Genomic DNA, 14,450 nt, shown 5'->3' on the forward strand with positions numbered 1-14,450 from the left:
GATACACACGCATTCAGGTCCGCTCTGTGCGCGCCATCAACGGACGCACGCAGGGCTGGGCTGTGCTTCTCACCCTGCCGGATGCGCGTATGCACGAGTACGCGTTCGTGGGTACGTGGGCCCGCGCGATGGACATTGCAGATGGCCTGGTCCGTGACTTCGCAGTGGAGGCGGCGTGAACTGGAAGTCGACCCGCCGTTCCATCAAGGGGCGCATGTGGATCCTGTACATGGGCGCACCTGGTCCTGGATGGGCTGGCTGGTGCAGATATGTTCTGCCGTCGTTCAGTGACGACGAGTACTACCGGAAGACGCTCGTTCTCCCGCTTGGCGTGCACGCGCTTGTGATCGCGCTGTGGGAGTTCCGGAACCTGCGCGGCTGCCAGTGCAGCCCGCACTGCGACCCCTACGTCAACGATCCGCTCTGGGCACGCTGGAAGCGAATCCGCACCACCTACGGACGGATCGAACGATGACGCCGACCGAAGCATTCTGGGACGGCATTTGGGACCTGGTCGCCAAGTACGACATCGCCCTCACCAACAACAGCCCGAAACCTGGCCTGCCGCACATCGCCGACTTTGGTCATGACGTGCTCGCATTGCTCGCGCTGGTTCCAGCCGATGAAACCAGGTGATCGGGTGCGGGTGCCGTTCGGCACCCGGACCGATGTGGGGATCGTCGAGTATGTCGGTCCGGCCGCAATATGCGTACTGATCGAATTCTCGGACTGCGATGAACCTGTTCGACGGTTGCATCGGGCCGATGAGATCGAGGTTTTGGACTGATGAACCTGTTCGTCGACGATGAGCGACCAGCCCCTGACGGATGGCTACTGGCGAAGACTAGTGGGGCCGCGATGGCGGTGATGAACGGACTCCGGATGGGCGGTCACCCGCTTGAGTTGCTGTCTCTCGATCACGACCTCGGCACCTCGATAGCGACGTACGAGGACGAGACAACACGGCCGATCATGCTGTGGATGTGTGAAAACAACTGGTGGCCAGCGGAACTCTACATCCACACCGCGAACCCCTGGGGCCAGGACTGGCTCGTCGGCATGGCCCGCCGATACGCACCGCCCGGAACCCTTCGCGGCTACGGCTGCAACTACTGGGGCACATGCCCAGTTGACCCGATCGAGAGGACCTCGGCGTGAACTCGTGGGAGCAGCTCAATCCAGCGAAGGTCGGTATAGCGGGGGACTGGCACGCCAACCAGCACCACGCCAAACGCGCAATCCGCTGGGCGGCCGAGCAAGGCGCTCAGGCGATCCTGCACGTCGGCGACTTCGCATTCGACATGCGACCGAACTTCTTCGCGGCCGTCCAGCGCGCACTCGAGGACACCAGACTCGTCCTCGGCTGGGTCGACGGAAATCACGATCATCATGAGCGGCTGAGCGCGCTAGTCACCGAACACGGGCGAACAGCGATCCCGTTGCGCCCGAACATCTTCTACCTGCCACGCACCTACAGGTGGACCTGGTCGGGCGTACAGTTCCTTGCACTCGGCGGCGCTCACTCGGTCGACCGGCCATGGCGTACACCTGGCCGCGAATGGTGGCCTGGCGAAACCATCAGCATCGCCGAAGCGCAACGCGCCACCGACGACGGACCAGCTGATGTCATGATCACGCACGACGTACCCGCCGGCGTCCGCATCCCCTGCATCGAAGGCAACCCTCTCGGATTCCCGGCCCGCGAAATCGAAGCCGCCGAACAACATCGGGAACTTCTCCGCCGCGTAGTCGACCAGGTGCAGCCGAAGCACCTGTTCGCCGGCCACTATCACTGCAGGCTTACAACGCCGCTCGACGATATCGCCCACGGCTACCGGACATTGGTCAACATCCTCGCGGACGACTCCGCGCCTGTGACGGACAACATGGCGGTCTTCCACCTCGAGTAGCGCAGTGCACGCTAGACAGTGCAATGCAATGCATTGTACTGTGGTGGAATGGTCAACATTCAGCAACTGATGGGGCTGGACCTTCTCGCCGACATGATCGACCGCGGGTACATCAAAGAGCGTCGCCACCCCACACTTCCGCTGCGGATCCTGAACTACAACGACTCCGCGCAGTACGAACGAGTGTGGAACGACGCCACACTGCAATGCCGCGGCCTCGTGGTCGACGACTCGGGAACCGTTGTGGCGCGGCCGTTCCGGAAGTTCTTCAACGACACCGAGTACCGAGGCGAGCACCTGCCGGACCTGGATCTCGATGCGCCAGTCGAGGTTACGGACAAAATGGACGGCTCACTCGGCGTGCTGTTCATGTACGACGATCAGCCGGTTATCGCCACTCGCGGGTCGTTTGAATCACCGCAAGCGAAGTGGGCTACCGAGTTCTTCACGCTCAACTACGCCAGTCGGTACGAGCTCCTGGATCTCGTGATCTGCGCAGACAGTACCTACCTGGTCGAGATCATCTACCCCGAGAACCGCATCGTCGTGAACTACGGCTTCAGCGACCTGGTGTTGCTCGGCCGTGTTGGCAACGCCGATGGGGTCTTCACGCCGGCTGAGCAGGTCGACTGGCCCGGCCGCAAGGTTCAGCGGTTCGAGTACGCCACCCTTCGCGAAGCTCTGGCCGCTCCGGTGCGAGACAACGCCGAAGGGTTCGTGATCCGGTACCTCAACTCGGACCTGCGCGTGAAGATCAAGTTGGACGAGTACATCCGACTGCACCGGATTGTCACGGGCCTGTCGGAGAAGGTCGTGTGGGAACACGCAGCCGCCGGACGCCCGTTCGAGGAACTGATCGCCGATCTGCCTGACGAATTCCACCAGTGGGTAGCCGATGTGTGGGACGACCTCCAAGCGCGCCATGACAACACCTGCATCGAGGCTGACCAGGCGTACGAGAAGATCTCCCGATCTGTCGGTCTCCCGCGATCGTATGCCCGCAAGGAGTTCGCACTGGCCATCGCGGATCTGCCTGACTCGATGAAGAACTTGTTGTTCCCGTGGCACCAGATCGATCAAGAGGTGTGGAAGCAGCTTCGCCCTGAAGGTGACGCTCGCATGTGGAACAGCGAGGAGGCGGCATGAGTGTCGAATTCTCCGTCCTGAGCGGACGACGTTCGCGAGCAAATTTCACGCCCTACCGAGCCACAGTCGGCGAAGGCGCGAACACTGCTGGAGCTATCCCCGCCTCCGAGCTGATCGCGGCGACCGAGGTCGTGTGGGAGTGGCTCAAATCGACGAGTGGACGCAACTGGAAGGGCTATATAGTCCGCGGCAAAGGCAACTACAACACCTTCGTCGGGTTCCGTCTGACGAAAGGCAAGGGCGACAGCGCCGTTCACCGCTTCATCAAGGTCGACCGCGCGAGCATGCTGATCATCGAAGACACGGCCCCGACCAGCGAAGGGGTCGGCCTGCGATGACTACCACACTTCTCGCCGATGTCATCGCTGCTCCACGCCGCCCGAAGGTCTATGTGCCGCGGGGCTACCCGGGCGCTGGCAAGTCCACCCTGTACTCGCGCATGCGTGCGGATAACCCTCGCTTGGCGCGCGTGTCCCGCGACGACGCCCGCGCATCTCTCTTCGGTGCTCATGGTCGACTGGATCCCGCGCAGGAAGAGATCATCACCAAAGCCGAACGCGCCCAGGCGAAAGCCTTGCTCGCCGCGGGCTACGACGTGTTCGTGGATGCAATGAACCTGCGCGCCTATTGGGCGCGCGGCTGGGCGAACTTCGCGGCATTGAATGGCGCCGACTTCGAAGTGATCAACCTGGCGGCCACGGTCGATGAATGCGTTGCGCGCGACCATGAGCGCGCAGCCGCGGGCGGGCGATCAGTGGGGGAGGAGGCCATTCGCGCGCTCGGGCGTAAGTTCCCGCGCAGCAAGTGGCCAGAGATCACGCCATCGCCAGACCTGTTCTTCTACCCGCGCGCCTACGTGCCGGACGAGAGCTTGCCGCCGGCGTGGATCTTCGACATCGACGGCACTCTCGCGCGCATGGTCACCCGCGGGCCCCACGAATACGACCGCGTGGGCGAGGATGAGCCGAACCCTCACGTGGTTGCCATAGCGCAGAAGCTGGCGCCACACGCCGCGATCCTGCAACTGACCGGTCGGCCCGAATGGTGCCGCACCGCGACAGCGAACTGGCTGCAGCGTGTAGCCGCGCCGTCGACCGAGATGCACATGCGGGCCGATGGCGACAAGCGGCCGGACTACATCGCGAAAAACGAGCTGTTCGACAAGGTTCGTGACCGGTACCGGATCCTCGGAGTCTTCGACGACCGCCTGCAGGTGTGCCGACTGTGGCACCGCCTGGGTGTCCCTTTGCTGCGCGCCGGCATCCCCGACCATGACGACTTCTGAGGTGAATCGTGGGTAAGACGACTATCGAATGGACCGAGGAGACTTGGAATCCGGTCACCGGCTGTGATCCGGTCTCGCCTGGGTGTGACAACTGCTATGCCGAGACCATCGCCAAACGGTTTGCTGGTACACCGCAGTTCCCCAACGGATTTGAAGTCACGCTCCGTCCGGAGCGGTTGAGCCAGCCGCTTCGTTGGAAGCGTCCCCGGCGTGTGTTCGTGAACTCGATGAGCGACCTGTTCCACAACAGCGTTCCCGGCGAGTACATCGCGCGCGTGTTCGCCGCCATGGCCGCCGCGCCGCAGCACACGTTCCAGATCCTCACCAAACGGCATGGCCGGATGCGCTACCTCCTCGACGACGCTGGGCAGAACTTGCTCGAATGCGCGACGGACGAGGAGACAGCCACGGCTCTCTACGATGCGCCGTGGCCGCTTCCGAATGTCTGGTTGGGTGTGAGCACCGAGAACCAGAAGTGGGCGGACATCCGGATCCCCGCGCTGCTCGACACGCCGGCTGCTGTCCGGTTCATCAGCGCTGAACCGCTGCTCGGACCGATCGACCTCCACGGCCCTCTCGATGCCTCCGGAGCGCACCGCCCGCGGCTGACCTACTGGCTCAACGGCCGACCCAGCTTCGCCGAGGACGGATCGCTCACGGTAGGGCCGCGTCTGGACTGGGTGATCGTGGGCGGCGAGTCAGGGCCGAAAGCCCGTCCGATGCACCCGGATTGGGCGCGCGACTTGCGTGATCAGTGCGTCGAGGCCGACGTGCCCTTCCTGTTTAAGCAATGGGGCGAGTGGGTGCCGAACGGCTTCTACCGCCGGGAGACGGGAACGCCTCGGCCGAATAGTCGCGAGCATGTGTTCGATACCGGTGGCCGAAACGGGTTCCTGCCGTTGATGGCTCGCGTCGGCAAGAAGGCGGCCGGGCGCACGCTCGGCGGCTACATCTGGGATCAGTTCCCCGAGCCTCGAATCAGTGAGGTGCGTTGATGGCGAAATGCACTGAGTGCAACCAGGTCCTGTCTGTGGGTGCGGTAGTGGACGTTGACCGGCTGGAGGCGCATCGCCTCTGGAAGCACCCCACTTCTACCGATATCGCGGTCGTCCAGTACGAGATCGGCGCGCTCGGCACACAGTTGCAGCTGGCGTTCGTTCGCGGCGACTGGCTGGAGGTGCGCCGAATCCTGAACACCCTGCACGAACGTGTCCTGCGCGCGATGACGTACGCGGACCTCGAAGCGACGAAAGCGGCGGCCTGAATGACGATCTGGACAGATGTCGCGGAATTCAGCCGAGCCTTCGATGTCGCGATCCTGGATTCGCCTGGCTGGCCAGCCGACGAGGATGTCGACCTCGCGCTCCGGCTGATAGCCGAGGAAGTCGCCGAACTGTGCGCTGGCCTTGAGGCTCGGGACATGGTGGCGACCGCGGACGGGATCGTCGACACCATATACGTGACAGCAGGATTGGGGCTGCGGGTCGGGTGTATTCCCCGGAAGCTGCGCCGCGTCGGGCTATTGACAGACGTTCGCCGCGCGCCATGCTGGGAAGGCTACGACGAAGTGCTGGATGCCCCTCGCCCGCGGAATCTCGCGGACTTCTGTGCGCGACTCGTCGAGGTAGCGAACGAACGCGACCTCAAACTGACTTCCGCCTACATCGCCTTGCTCATCAACGCGTGCCTAGTCCTTTCCGCGGTCCTGCAGCTGCCGTTGAAGTCGCTGTGGAAGGAAGTCCACGCCTCGAACATGCGGAAGCTGGTGGACGGCAAAGTGATCCGTGACGAAGGTGGGAAGGTGCTCAAGCCGGCCGGCTGGTCGGCGCCGGACGTTGCGGGCGTGCTCGCCAGCGGTGGATGGGAGGTCGCGGTATGAGCTTTGACTATGGTCCGCTCGACACTTACGAGATCCATTGGGCGAGTGGCCACATCGAGTACATCCAAGCGCACCAGGTGCTCCTGCCTCCGGACGAAGCGATTCTCGGGTTGTTTTCGGGCGAGACGACAACGCGTACGCGCAGCGGATGGACGTTTCACGGCGAAGTCGAAGGGCGCTGGAAACTACTGCTGTACGCGCCTGCCGACGAGATCACCTCTGTCCGGAACGTCACTCACACGCGAGATGAGGCGGCATGACCGATGACTACGTGACTGTCGACATTGGCTTGCCGTTGCCGATGGACGTGTTCGCGACCTTGTTCAAGGTGATCGACATTGCCTACCCCGGCGCGGTTGTCGACAATAACGCTGGCCATGTCGGTTACGGGCGCGAGGTGATGCGTATGCGGATTCCCGATGCCGCGCGGTACAAGAACGCGACCTCGCGCAAGAAGATTCAAGCCGCGAAGGTCCATCTGGAGTCCGAGCGTGAGGGTCTTCTCACGAGCGTGCGTGACGGCATCTCGGTATCCACGCCGGAGGAGATCAAGTACCAGGTCGGGCTGCTCGCTACTCGCATGTTCGCGGACAACCCGTCCGCGGTGAACTACCTGGAGATGGAGATGCATGTCGGTGACCCGGACACGGGGGAGCGGTTCGTGCTGACAGTTCAACGTAAGAGCGGTAAGTCACCGCACCAGTTGCGTGAAGAGGCGGAAGCAGAGGTCGCGCGCTTGCGTGAGCGCGTCGAGGAATTGGAGAACACGGTATGACCACTCTCGGTGACCGGATGAAGGCGTACGAAGCGCCGTACAACCAGAAACTCACACCGCGTTCGTGTGTGATCATCCGCGTGGACGGCAGAGCCTTCCACACGTTCACCCGCGGCATGAAGACGCCGTTCGACCACACGCTGATGGACGCCATGGTCACGGCCGCCGTCGGAACCGCGCGGGAGATGCAGGGTTTCAAGCTCGGCTACGTCCAGTCAGACGAGACGACATTCCTGCTCACCGACTTCGATAGCCACGACACCAAGGGCTGGTTCGGGTACGAGCTGAACAAGCTTGTGTCCCTGTCGGCCTCCCTGTTCACCAAGCATTTCAACCTGGCCATGCGCAACTACGCGGAACCGGCAGCGTTCGATTCGCGGGCGTTCGTGGTGCCGCGGGACGACGTGCCGAACATGTTCGTGTGGCGGCAGCAGGACTGGGAGCGGAACAGTCTGCAGATGTTGGCGCGAGCGCACTTCTCCCACAAGGAATGCCACGGCAAGAACCGTCAGCAGTTGCACGACATGCTGATGCTGGAGAAGGGCGTGAACTGGGCTGATCTGTCTGGTCAGGAGAAGAACGGTTCGATCATCTTGAAGAACAAGACGGTTCGGCATGACCGGTTCACGTACGAGACGATCGATCAGTACCTCGACGCTGTGATTCGCGACGGGGAGGCGGGAGTCTCAGCCCTCGCGGGTTGAGCGTTATCAATTTGTTATCTCAGGCGGCGGTTTTCGGGAAAGCGGCTGCTACCGTGAACTCTTGCCAGAGTTCTATCCAAAATCCGGTCGGCGTCCCGGCTGAGGGGTGTTCTGCGGCAACAACTTCAAAGTTCCCGGCTAGCTCACTGGTAGAGCGCCCGCCCAAACGCGGGATGTACCTGGTTCGATTCCAGGGCGGGGAGCAAAGCGCAGCGTAGCTAGCTGTGCTGGTGGTGACAGAGTGAGCGGCTACCTGCGTGGTCGGGCCGCGAATGTGTGCGATGTCGGGAACCTGACGGCCAAGTGGCTGATAGGGGAGGGCTTAGCGGCCTGAAACCGATGCCTCAGCGGGCAAGTCGCAGCACCGGGTACCTATCCTTACGGTCCGTGCCCCGGTCGGAGCCTAGGAAACTCCCCACCTCTCTACTTCGCCTCGGGTAACGCTGGGCTTCGGCCTCCCCCCGAGGACATTGGAAAGAGCTTGAGGGGCGCGTCTCAAGTCCGCCGCAATTGCGGTGCCCGAGTTGATCGCCGGGATAACGCGCGTGCTTTGCTGGCCTCTTCGCGGAGGGGCCGGAAGCGGGATACGGGATCACTCGCTCAGGCGAGGCCCGTAGCCTGCGAGACGGGTTCGGCAGCCATCCGGACGGTTGGTGAGCCGAACCCGCGAATGGACGTAGCTCAGTGGCAGAGCGGCGGTCTCCAAAACCGCGCGTCGGAAGTTCGATCCTTCCCGTCCGTGCGAGTGCGGTCCGTCGACAGAGAGTCGTCGGGGCAACAGTGGCATACACTCCACGCCGCACACGTTATTGCGGCACCATGGGATGCCGAGCAGGGAGGTAAGACTCCCCAGTTCGCTTCGGCGGGCGACTACATGGCGGGCGGCCCTTGGGCGGATGGGTGCCTGTAAACGACCTGCGCAGCACTAGAAACAGCAGGCGTCCGCCTCATTGCGGTGTAGAGCAGTGGTAGCTCGCCGGGCTCATAACCCGTGAGGTCGCCGGTTCGAATCCGGCCATCGCATCGACCGGTTGAGCACATGGTGTGCACGGAGGCTGTAAACCTCCCGCCTTCGGGCACAGGTGGTTCGATTCCATCCAGCCGGACCGAGCCCTTCTGTCCCAACGGGTAGAGGAGCCGCTCTCAAAAGGCGGTAGTTCCGCGTTCGAATCGCGGGAAGGGCACCTACGCGTAAGTGGCGAAAATGGGATACGCACTGGATTTAGGCTCCAGCGCCTTCGGGTTTGAGGGTTCGACTCCCTCCTTACGCACTCATGACCTCGTGCTGTGCTGGTTAGGCACCCTGACTTTCACTCAGGGCCACGTGGGTTCAATTCCCATCGAGGCCACTGTGCGCTGTTGCACTGTGCCCCATTCGATCCCGAGTTGTCTTCCCCTGATCTAGGAGTCCCGTAATGCTGCCTACTCTTTCTGCTGCCTCGTCCGCCATCGACTGGGTCGGCGTCGCTGAACTGGCCGGCAAGGTCCTTATCGCCGTGCTGACCGCCGTGATCGGCTAACCCTGCACGAACAACTAGGCCCGCCAAGGCTAGAGCGGAAGCTTCCTCACTTCGGCGGGTTCTCGGCCTGTAGCTCAGTTGTGGCAGAGCGCTCGTCTGAAAAACGAGAGGTCGCAGGTTCGACTCCTGCCAGGTTCGGCAATATGACCAGACGACTGTAGAAGCCAGTCGGTCAACAGAGAGCCGGGACGCCCTGCTGGTGGGTAGGTTCGGTCTGAGTAGAGGTCGCTCGGGAATTCGGCCTCACACCCAGTTTTAGCCCGGATGGATGTTCCGGCAACACTTTTCAGGAGCATCTATGAAGAACATCCGCGTCGAACGCTACGCGCACCCATCGATCACCAGTGACTGGTCCGGCCTCATCGAAGGCGAACGGGCAGACGGTAGCCGATGGATCTTGTTCCTCGACGAGAACGGCAGCCCAGAGCTTTTCTGGGCGCAGCGCGAGGACAACGGCGCCACAATCGGCGACCCGATCCAGTTGTAGCGAAACCCATTCCAAGCCAGGAGAAATAGGTGACCCCTTCGGTCGGTCGTATCGTTCACTACCAGTCCTTCGGCACTCCGGGCGGCGAGTATCTATCCGAACCGCTCGCTGCCCTCGTGACTGGCGTTGGAGGCCCCGCGCATACCGGCGCGGATTACGTCGACCTGTGCGTGTTCTATCCCAACGGCGCGTCGTTCAAGACCGCCGTTCGGCGTGCCGATGAACCGACGCCAGGCCACTGGAACTGGCCGCCTCGCGTCTGACAACCACTACTCCCGCCAGGAGCCCCCATGGATTTCGCCGCCATCGTCCGCCTGTTCTGCCACCAGCCGATCCGCACTCTGGAGTTGCACATGGAAGCCCCGATCGGCGTGTGGTCCTGGTGACCGCCGGCCGCTACCGGAAGCGTCCCATCGTCATTGAGGCGATGCAGTGGACCGGCGACAACGCTGACGAGCTGGCGGAGTGGGGCGCGCGCTTGTGGAAGGCGGTCGACCCCGATGGGGATTCGACGATGCTGTATATCGACGCGAACCGGACATCGGTGCCACTCGACTGCGGCGAGTGGGTTATCCGGGACAGCAAGGGCTTCTACCCATGCAAGCCGGACGTTTTCGAGCAGACCTATGAGCGTGAAATCGGCACCCCGATTCACGATGTCGTGTACAACACCGCTGGATATGTCCCTCCCCGCGCGGGTCTACCCTGGGTCATCGCTCGTTAGCGGTTCGGCGGGATTTCTTTGCGATTTGTCTGGCGCGGTGGGCGCTGCGAGTCGCTGACCTGCGGTGATCTTTTTGCGATGTATTCGCCCTGAACACCACTGAAGCCGCCCCTGTCGGAGCGGCTTCAGGCAGGATCTGCTCCGGGACTTGGAGCGAGTGTGACGTCTGACCTACCCGGCTGCTTGGACCCGGATCAGCCAGCACCGCGAGCATATCTCGCATCACCGACAGGAGCCGGGATGTCAGGCATGATGCGCTGGTCGTGTTCGCGCGCTGCTGCGTCCGCGACGGCCGGAGCCGCGAGAAGCGTGACTGGCGGCGTTCCGAGCGCCAGCAGGCCGACCCGCGCGAGTACTGGGACGACGCGGCATGTGAGCCTGCCTACTACTTCAAGCACGACGCGCCCTACATCCCGTTCGGCGGCTGGTGGGCGGCATATCTCGATGGCGAGCTACCTGCAAGGAGTGCCTGACGCAGAGTCTGGTGACCCGCTTGCTGACCAAGCGAGCGCCGGCACTCCTTCTGCTTCAGCGCTGCTGCCCGACCCAGTCGCGCAGCTTCAGAAGCAACTCGTCTGCGCTGTCTTGGTGGGCGGGACCGTAGCCAAGTGTGATCGGCGTGGATGAATCGCGGAAGTGAAGCGTCACGTCGCCGGAGAGTTTGAAGGATTCCTCAGTTCCAGTGGGGTACCCCTGGACCTGGCCATAGGTCAGTCGGTCGATGGAGTCCAGCGAGCGGTACCAGCTGCAGACCTGCGTAGGTTTGCTATACCGTCCGCGGCTCTGATCACGCTCGCGGATAGCGGTCCATTGCTGTTCCCGATACGTGACGCTGACGTGAGCGAGGCCGCCGCCGATGATCCACAGCCCGAACCACTCCGTGCTCTTTCCGTTTGGGGTGTAGCGGATGTAGCTGGCCTCGACGTCTCGATCTCCAACAAGAGCTGCGACGGCACAGACGACATCGCTGGGTGCCTCATTGGAGTGCTGCCCACTCTGCGTCGTCGCGAGCTTTGTGAGCTGGCGGTACCTGTCCATTGTGATTTCCACGTGCACAGGGTAGCCGCAATGGGTCACAAGTCCGCGAAGGTGTGACGAGGCTCAGGACGAAAACCCTTGGCGCTGAGCTAGATCCATCGAGGTGGTTTCAACCGCGAAGGAGGCGACGAGTCGTGGTCGATCAACGACCTGGCACGGTTGGTGCGTCGAAGGACCTCAACGAGTACTGGTTGGCGGGTCCAGGTCTCGCCAAGTGGGCTGACAGCCCTACTCCATGGCGGGCGCTGAGAACGCAACTCCTGCAATACATGTCGATCGAGAAGGCGAACGGGTTGGCGACCGAGTACTTCTACGAGGTCTTCCATTACTACCCAGGTTCGGCTCAACATAGGAAGCAAGGCGGCAAGTGAACGAGATTCCCGATTGCGTTGACATCGAGATCATCGAGAAGACCTCCCGTGCGAGCCGTGACGGTGCCGGCGGCGTCGTGGTCCCGAACGAGATCCGCCTCAACGGCAAGCGCGTACTCGCGCCCGCCGACGATCCAGTGATCGTGCACGGCGTCACTGTGAATGCAGAAGAGCCAGTCAAGGTGACGCTTACCCTCTTCGCCCGCGTCGTGAAGATCGGGCACGAGATCAAGCCCCAGCAGGCGATTCGCCGTTTGTGGGACAAGGATTTCAACCTGATTCACACGTTCGCCGAGGGCGAATCCTGGACCGAACTGGCGACCGACCACCCTGCCATGAAGCACATCCTCGATGCCTTCGTTGATCGTGGGGAGAACGTCCACCTCACAGTGGACGAGAACGGACAGCGGTCGTCATTGATGCTCTCCGAGCTGGTGTATCAACCTGCGACCGCGATCGCCGTCGTCGGCGCCCCAGGCGAAATCAATTCGATCACTGTCAGCTGGTCTGACTTCTCCGACCAGCGCAACAAGTCTTAACTGCGCGATACGCGTAGTGCGACCTCGTGCATCGAGGTAACGCAGTGGTAGTGGCGGTGCTGCCCAGAGAACACCTACCGCAAGAAATGGCGAAGCCCCAGTGCGCGTATCTCGCGTGCCTTTTTGACAGAGGCGCAGTAGAGGCGAGTTCGCTTGCGTAACGCAGAGGCGAATTATCACTGGGGCGTTCAGCCAAAAGCTTAACAGATTTCGCCACCACCCTCGTGCCCCATTCGGCAAGGGGCCACCCGCATCACGGCGGGGCAGGGTTTCTAGGTGGCGGGTCGCAGGCAGCCCTCGGCGCCGCGACCAGCCCGCCGCGCCGGCCCGCTACCCCGCGCCGCGGCGGGCCTCAAACAATATCCAGCAGCAACGCCCGGAGGCTTCCAATGATCGAAGATCCAATCGCGGAGGCCGTCGGACGGATAGTGGACGCGCAGCACGAAGTCAAGCGGGCGTTGGACGCGCTCGCCGCCGAAGCTACTCGCGCGCACGGACGCATCGAACAACTGAATGAGGAGTTGGGCGACGCCTGATGCCGGAGATCACTGTCTACAGCCGCCCGAACTGCCAGCCGTGCAAGGCAACCATTCGCAAGCTCGACGCGCTCGGCGCCGATTACCGGAAGGTCGACGTCACCGAGGACGACGACGCTCTCGACTACATTCGCAGTCTCGGCTACTCGCAGGCCCCGGTTGTTGTTGCGGGAGAAACCCATTGGACAGGTTACTCGCCGGACAAGCTCACCAAGGCAGTTGCCGATGGCACGGAGTTCCCATGAAATTTCGACTGAAGTTTCTCTGGTTCGAACTCCACATCGAGACACCCGAACCGGTCCAAGTCTCAGCCACCGATCTGGTCACCGCTCTCTGGTCGGCGATCTCTCAGAATCCGATGCAGCCCATCGTGCTTATCCCCGAGGACGACACGGAGGACGGATGAGCACCTTCCGCGCCCGGATCAAATCCGGTGACCTCTGGCTTGCTGTCGGGGCGGCTGTGGTCGGCGCAGAACTGATCGCGCCACCCGGTGAACTGCTATCCGAAGGTGTCGACCGCGCGATCCAACGCAGACCGGTCATGACCCGAACCGCGATCGCGGTCACCGCTCTTCACCTCGCGAATCTCCTACCCCGCCAGGTTGATCCGTTCACCATTCTCCTGAGAGTCTCAACGTCTTGCCTCAGACTTTTGCGTTCGGTCGTCTCCCACACGACCCACGCCCCGCACGCCTGATCATCACCTCAGACCACCTGCGCGGCTACACCCCACCCGCGGCTGCGGACTGGCTGTCCAAGGTGCCGTCCTGGCCCGTGTCGCTGAACGACAGCCTGGGCGATTGCACTGCGGCCGGCGCCGGACACGTCGCCCAGCAAATCAACTGGTACGGGCAGCACCAGGACGCGCCCGTCGCTGACAGTGATGTGCTCGCCATGTACGAGGCCATCTCCGGATACCGACCTGGCCAGCCGTCCACCGACGTCGGCGCCACCCTCCAGGACGCCCTGAAGTACTGGCACACAACCGGTGTCGGCGGCAACAAGATCGCCGCGTACGCGCAGATCAAGGCCACCGACTTGGCTACGATCCGCGCCTGTATCAGCCTTTTCGGTGCCGTCTACACGGGCATGAATTTCCCTGCCAGCGCGATGGATCAGTTCAACGCGGGCAAGCCGTGGACTGTGGTCCCTCGGTCCCGCGTCGAGGGCGGCCATTGCGTCCCGATCGGCGCCTACGACGCTTCGAGCTTCACCTGCGTCACGTGGGGCAAGACCCAGAAGCTCAGTGTCGACTTCTTCCAACGCTACTTCGATGAGGTCTGGACGGTTCTTGACCTGGATTGGTTGACTGCACAGGGTGTTTCACCCGCTGCGATCGACGGTGCCAGCCTCAACGCGAACTACCAGGCGCTGACCGGGCAGCCCGGCCCATTCCCGACCGTGGCGCCCAGCCCCGTACCAGCGCCCACGCCGGCTCCCTCCGATGCTGCTGACGCTGCCCTGGTGGCGGCGTTCAAGACGTGGGAAGCCGCCAAAGGCTTTGCCGCCTAACTCGTTCTGATGATTGGTGACG

General features: G+C 62.7%; 26 protein-coding genes and 7 tRNA genes. 32 read left to right on the forward strand and 1 reads right to left on the reverse strand.

Annotated features, from left to right (window positions below):
- The first annotated feature begins 26 nt into the window (after positions 1-26).
- The 25 genes from ACFXN1_RS02645 to ACFXN1_RS02765 all read left to right on the forward strand — a co-directional run bounded on the left by ACFXN1_RS02645 (position 27) and on the right by ACFXN1_RS02765 (position 10,903).
- Positions 27-179, forward strand: coding sequence for a hypothetical protein (locus ACFXN1_RS02645; protein WP_379436140.1), 153 nt, complete (start codon positions 27-29; stop codon positions 177-179).
- Positions 176-475 (forward strand): hypothetical protein, encoded by a 300-nt coding sequence (locus ACFXN1_RS02650; RefSeq protein WP_379436139.1) that lies wholly within the window; start codon positions 176-178, stop codon positions 473-475. Before ACFXN1_RS02645 ends, ACFXN1_RS02650 begins: the two co-directional genes overlap by 4 nt.
- Positions 472-636 (forward strand): hypothetical protein, encoded by a 165-nt coding sequence (locus ACFXN1_RS02655; RefSeq protein ID WP_379436137.1) that lies wholly within the window; start codon positions 472-474, stop codon positions 634-636. The genes ACFXN1_RS02650 and ACFXN1_RS02655 overlap by 4 nt, the downstream gene beginning before the upstream one ends.
- A gap of 150 nt (positions 637-786) precedes the next feature.
- The gene (locus ACFXN1_RS02660) at positions 787-1,158 is read left to right on the forward strand and encodes a cyclic-phosphate processing receiver domain-containing protein (protein ID WP_379436136.1); all 372 of its coding nucleotides are present in this window, start codon (positions 787-789) and stop codon (positions 1,156-1,158) included.
- Complete coding sequence (locus ACFXN1_RS02665) at positions 1,155-1,910, forward strand: metallophosphoesterase (RefSeq protein ID WP_379436134.1); 756 nt, start codon at positions 1,155-1,157, stop codon at positions 1,908-1,910. Before ACFXN1_RS02660 ends, ACFXN1_RS02665 begins: the two co-directional genes overlap by 4 nt.
- A gap of 48 nt (positions 1,911-1,958) precedes the next feature.
- Positions 1,959-3,056, forward strand: a complete 1,098-nt coding sequence (locus ACFXN1_RS02670) for an RNA ligase (RefSeq protein ID WP_379436132.1) — start codon at positions 1,959-1,961, stop codon at positions 3,054-3,056.
- Positions 3,053-3,394 carry a hypothetical protein gene (locus ACFXN1_RS02675; protein ID WP_379436131.1) on the forward strand — a complete coding sequence of 114 codons (342 nt, stop codon included), beginning with the start codon at positions 3,053-3,055 and terminating at the stop codon, positions 3,392-3,394. The genes ACFXN1_RS02670 and ACFXN1_RS02675 overlap by 4 nt, the downstream gene beginning before the upstream one ends.
- Positions 3,391-4,341: an AAA family ATPase gene (locus ACFXN1_RS02680; protein ID WP_379436129.1), complete on the forward strand. Its 951-nt coding sequence runs from the start codon at positions 3,391-3,393 to the stop codon at positions 4,339-4,341. The genes ACFXN1_RS02675 and ACFXN1_RS02680 overlap by 4 nt, the downstream gene beginning before the upstream one ends.
- Positions 4,342-4,346: 5 nt before the next feature.
- Positions 4,347-5,336, forward strand: a complete 990-nt coding sequence (locus ACFXN1_RS02685) for a DUF5131 family protein (protein ID WP_379436272.1) — start codon at positions 4,347-4,349, stop codon at positions 5,334-5,336.
- Positions 5,336-5,605, forward strand: a complete 270-nt coding sequence (locus tag ACFXN1_RS02690; RefSeq protein ID WP_379436128.1) for a hypothetical protein — start codon at positions 5,336-5,338, stop codon at positions 5,603-5,605. The genes ACFXN1_RS02685 and ACFXN1_RS02690 overlap by 1 nt, the downstream gene beginning before the upstream one ends.
- On the forward strand, positions 5,606-6,220 hold the full coding sequence (locus tag ACFXN1_RS02695) for a hypothetical protein (protein ID WP_379436126.1): 615 nt from the start codon (positions 5,606-5,608) through the stop codon (positions 6,218-6,220). It begins immediately after the preceding gene.
- Complete coding sequence (locus tag ACFXN1_RS02700; protein WP_379436125.1) at positions 6,217-6,480, forward strand: hypothetical protein; 264 nt, start codon at positions 6,217-6,219, stop codon at positions 6,478-6,480. Before ACFXN1_RS02695 ends, ACFXN1_RS02700 begins: the two co-directional genes overlap by 4 nt.
- Positions 6,477-6,995 (forward strand): hypothetical protein, encoded by a 519-nt coding sequence (locus ACFXN1_RS02705; protein WP_379436123.1) that lies wholly within the window; start codon positions 6,477-6,479, stop codon positions 6,993-6,995. The genes ACFXN1_RS02700 and ACFXN1_RS02705 overlap by 4 nt, the downstream gene beginning before the upstream one ends.
- Positions 6,992-7,699, forward strand: a complete 708-nt coding sequence (locus tag ACFXN1_RS02710; protein WP_379436122.1) for a tRNA(His) guanylyltransferase Thg1 family protein — start codon at positions 6,992-6,994, stop codon at positions 7,697-7,699. The genes ACFXN1_RS02705 and ACFXN1_RS02710 overlap by 4 nt, the downstream gene beginning before the upstream one ends.
- 132 nt (positions 7,700-7,831) lie before the next feature.
- Positions 7,832-7,902, forward strand: a tRNA-Leu gene (locus ACFXN1_RS02715).
- A 467-nt stretch (positions 7,903-8,369) separates the two neighbouring features.
- Positions 8,370-8,441, forward strand: a tRNA-Trp gene (locus ACFXN1_RS02720).
- 209 nt (positions 8,442-8,650) lie between these two features.
- Positions 8,651-8,723: transfer RNA gene (locus ACFXN1_RS02725), tRNA-Met, on the forward strand.
- 86 nt (positions 8,724-8,809) lie between these two features.
- Positions 8,810-8,883: transfer RNA gene (locus ACFXN1_RS02730), tRNA-Leu, on the forward strand.
- 5 nt (positions 8,884-8,888) lie between these two features.
- A tRNA-Leu gene (locus ACFXN1_RS02735) sits at positions 8,889-8,970 on the forward strand.
- 5 nt (positions 8,971-8,975) lie between these two features.
- Positions 8,976-9,048: transfer RNA gene (locus ACFXN1_RS02740), tRNA-Glu, on the forward strand.
- Between the two features lie 235 nt (positions 9,049-9,283).
- Positions 9,284-9,357, forward strand: a tRNA-Phe gene (locus ACFXN1_RS02745).
- A gap of 160 nt (positions 9,358-9,517) precedes the next feature.
- Positions 9,518-9,706, forward strand: coding sequence for a hypothetical protein (locus ACFXN1_RS02750; protein WP_379436120.1), 189 nt, complete (start codon positions 9,518-9,520; stop codon positions 9,704-9,706).
- A gap of 29 nt (positions 9,707-9,735) precedes the next feature.
- Entirely contained in the window at positions 9,736-9,969 is a 234-nt protein-coding gene (locus ACFXN1_RS02755; RefSeq protein ID WP_379436119.1) for a hypothetical protein, read from the forward strand.
- Positions 9,970-10,079: 110 nt separating this feature from the next.
- Positions 10,080-10,430, forward strand: a complete 351-nt coding sequence (locus ACFXN1_RS02760; RefSeq protein WP_379436117.1) for a hypothetical protein — start codon at positions 10,080-10,082, stop codon at positions 10,428-10,430.
- A gap of 263 nt (positions 10,431-10,693) precedes the next feature.
- Positions 10,694-10,903, forward strand: coding sequence for a hypothetical protein (locus ACFXN1_RS02765; protein WP_379436116.1), 210 nt, complete (start codon positions 10,694-10,696; stop codon positions 10,901-10,903).
- A 55-nt stretch (positions 10,904-10,958) separates the two neighbouring features.
- Here ACFXN1_RS02765 and ACFXN1_RS02770 read toward each other — a convergent pair whose 3' ends face one another.
- Entirely contained in the window at positions 10,959-11,480 is a 522-nt protein-coding gene (locus tag ACFXN1_RS02770; protein WP_379436114.1) for a hypothetical protein, read from the reverse strand.
- A gap of 122 nt (positions 11,481-11,602) precedes the next feature.
- Between ACFXN1_RS02770 and ACFXN1_RS02775 the strand changes: the two genes are divergently transcribed.
- The 7 genes from ACFXN1_RS02775 (at position 11,603) to ACFXN1_RS02805 (ending at position 14,428) form a co-directional block, all read left to right on the forward strand.
- A complete protein-coding gene (locus tag ACFXN1_RS02775) occupies positions 11,603-11,839 on the forward strand; it encodes a hypothetical protein (protein ID WP_379436112.1) in 237 nt (78 codons plus the stop codon).
- Positions 11,836-12,378, forward strand: coding sequence for a hypothetical protein (locus ACFXN1_RS02780; RefSeq protein ID WP_379436111.1), 543 nt, complete (start codon positions 11,836-11,838; stop codon positions 12,376-12,378). The genes ACFXN1_RS02775 and ACFXN1_RS02780 overlap by 4 nt, the downstream gene beginning before the upstream one ends.
- A gap of 389 nt (positions 12,379-12,767) precedes the next feature.
- The gene (locus ACFXN1_RS02785) at positions 12,768-12,914 is read left to right on the forward strand and encodes a hypothetical protein (RefSeq protein WP_379436109.1); all 147 of its coding nucleotides are present in this window, start codon (positions 12,768-12,770) and stop codon (positions 12,912-12,914) included.
- On the forward strand, positions 12,914-13,159 hold the full coding sequence (locus ACFXN1_RS02790; RefSeq protein WP_379436108.1) for a glutaredoxin domain-containing protein: 246 nt from the start codon (positions 12,914-12,916) through the stop codon (positions 13,157-13,159). The genes ACFXN1_RS02785 and ACFXN1_RS02790 overlap by 1 nt, the downstream gene beginning before the upstream one ends.
- Positions 13,156-13,320, forward strand: coding sequence for a hypothetical protein (locus ACFXN1_RS02795; RefSeq protein ID WP_379436106.1), 165 nt, complete (start codon positions 13,156-13,158; stop codon positions 13,318-13,320). The genes ACFXN1_RS02790 and ACFXN1_RS02795 overlap by 4 nt, the downstream gene beginning before the upstream one ends.
- Positions 13,317-13,613 (forward strand): hypothetical protein, encoded by a 297-nt coding sequence (locus tag ACFXN1_RS02800; protein WP_379436104.1) that lies wholly within the window; start codon positions 13,317-13,319, stop codon positions 13,611-13,613. Before ACFXN1_RS02795 ends, ACFXN1_RS02800 begins: the two co-directional genes overlap by 4 nt.
- A 77-nt stretch (positions 13,614-13,690) precedes the next feature.
- Positions 13,691-14,428 carry a hypothetical protein gene (locus tag ACFXN1_RS02805; protein WP_379436102.1) on the forward strand — a complete coding sequence of 246 codons (738 nt, stop codon included), beginning with the start codon at positions 13,691-13,693 and terminating at the stop codon, positions 14,426-14,428.
- Positions 14,429-14,450 lie beyond the last annotated feature (22 nt).

The sequence above is a fragment of the Nocardia sp. NPDC059154 genome (assembly GCF_042755705.1).
Classification (GTDB): domain Bacteria; phylum Actinomycetota; class Actinomycetes; order Mycobacteriales; family Mycobacteriaceae; genus Nocardia.